Source organism: Acinetobacter sp. WU_MDCI_Abxd143 (assembly GCF_025514195.1).
In the GTDB taxonomy this organism is placed as follows: domain Bacteria; phylum Pseudomonadota; class Gammaproteobacteria; order Pseudomonadales; family Moraxellaceae; genus Acinetobacter; species Acinetobacter pittii_H.
The window spans coordinates 1-1,816 of sequence record NZ_JAHPTH010000032.1; the positions used below are offsets into that span (position 1 = coordinate 1).

Below are 1,816 nucleotides of genomic sequence, written 5' to 3' on the forward strand. Positions count from 1 at the left end.
TTGTTTAGTTACTACTTTTAAATAGATTACAAATGCTGTTCAGATTGACGGAACTCATGGTATTCATCCTGACGCTCGTCAGTGATGTATTCCGGAATCGGGAAATCCCACCATCCCGGCACCCATGGACCTGCTGCATCACGGTCTGTCGGGATTTCAATTAATACCGGTTCATTACTATCTAAAGCTGCCTGTAAAACTGGCTCTAACTCTTCAGCACTCTCTACACGCCACGAACGTAAACCAAAGGATTCACCCATAAGCTTATAGTCAGGTGAGTATGGTTCTCCGTCAGGAGTATTAAACTCTGTACCTACATGGCGACTCATCAACTTACGCTGACCACCCCGGATCGACATATATCCTGCATTGTTCTGAATAATGAACACCACTGGAATATTATTGGTTTTACAGATTGCAATCTCTTGCGAGGTCATTAAGAAATCACCGTCACCTAAAATACAGACTACAGGTTGATCCGGTGCTGCCAGTTTTGCACCAATTGCTGCTGGAACTGCCCAACCCATTGATGAGAAGCCACCAGAAGTTAAATGGGTACGCGGTTCATAAACAGGGAAAGTCTGTTTAACTGCACCTTGAGTGTTACCAGAACCAACAACTACAATCGTGTTGCGTGGGAAGATCTTACGTAATGCACCAAGTGGGCGTTGCGAAGTAAATGGGAAACGGTTCGAATCACGACGGGTTGCTAACTTGGATTCCCATTCATCCTGTGCTTCTTTCAAAGCCTGCATGTATTCACTACGTTCTACCGTATCTTCTTTCATATTCTCAAGAATATGAGCCAAGGCATAACGGGCATCCGATACAATTCCGACTGTCACCGGATAGTTCTTGCCAATCTCATGCGGATCAATATCAATATGAATCAGCTTAGATGGTGGAATAGCAAAGGTGACGCCTTTGGCATAGCTTGATGATGACCAGTCAGTGAAACGGCAACCAACAGCAATGATGACATCAGCAGTTGATGCGATTTTATTACCGCATAGGGTACCTGTTTGACCTACACTACCTGCAAAGAGTTTATGATCTTCAGGGAAACCACTTTTACCATTCCAGGTTGTTACAACAGGGATTTGCAGATGTTCAGCCAGTGCAAGAACTTCATTCCATGCTTCACCAGTAATTACACCGCCACCAATAACCATAACAGGACGTTTGGCATCACGTAATACATCTGCTGCAGCTGCAACAGCTTCCGGATCCGGATAAACTTTGCCGACAGGTAAACGCTCACTCAGTGGATGAAGCGCAACTTCAGCAGCTTCAGCCTGAACGTCCATTGGAATTTCAATATGAACCGGGCCAGGACGTCCGGTAGTCATCGCACTCCATGCACGGTGCATGGCAAAAGGTAATTCTTCAACACGGGTGACAACCCAGTGACGTTTAGATACGGCTTCAGCGATTTTAGGGAAATCATTATCTGTATAACGTTCCAGCTCCTGAAGAAGGCCATGGCCACGCATATGTGTTGGTGGTCCACCCGTAATTAGCATGACACTGGTTGAGTCCGTAAATGCTGTTGCCATACCAATAACTGTATTACTTGCCCCAGCACCGATTGAAGTAAACGCGGCCATTGGTTTACCAGCAACACGGTAATAACCATCAGCCAAGTGCACGGCACTTTGTTCATGGAAAACCTGAATAAACTTGATCTTTGATTCTTCCTCAAGGAATGCATCAGTTTGGGTCCAGATACCGTGTCCAGGAATACCGGCTACATATTCAACGCCATAATTCTTTAGGGTTTGGGCAACAATCTGACTACCCGTTAATCTCTTCTTCA

Annotated in this window: 1 protein-coding gene; it reads right to left on the bottom strand. The window is 45.3% G+C overall.

Annotation, left to right across the window (positions count from 1 at the left end; all coding sequences use genetic code 11):
* Positions 1–26: 26 nt before the first annotated feature.
* Positions 27–1,816, bottom strand: a 1,790-nt coding sequence (locus KTI79_RS19035; RefSeq protein ID WP_157010872.1) for a thiamine pyrophosphate-binding protein, incomplete at its 5' end; no start/stop codon positions are given.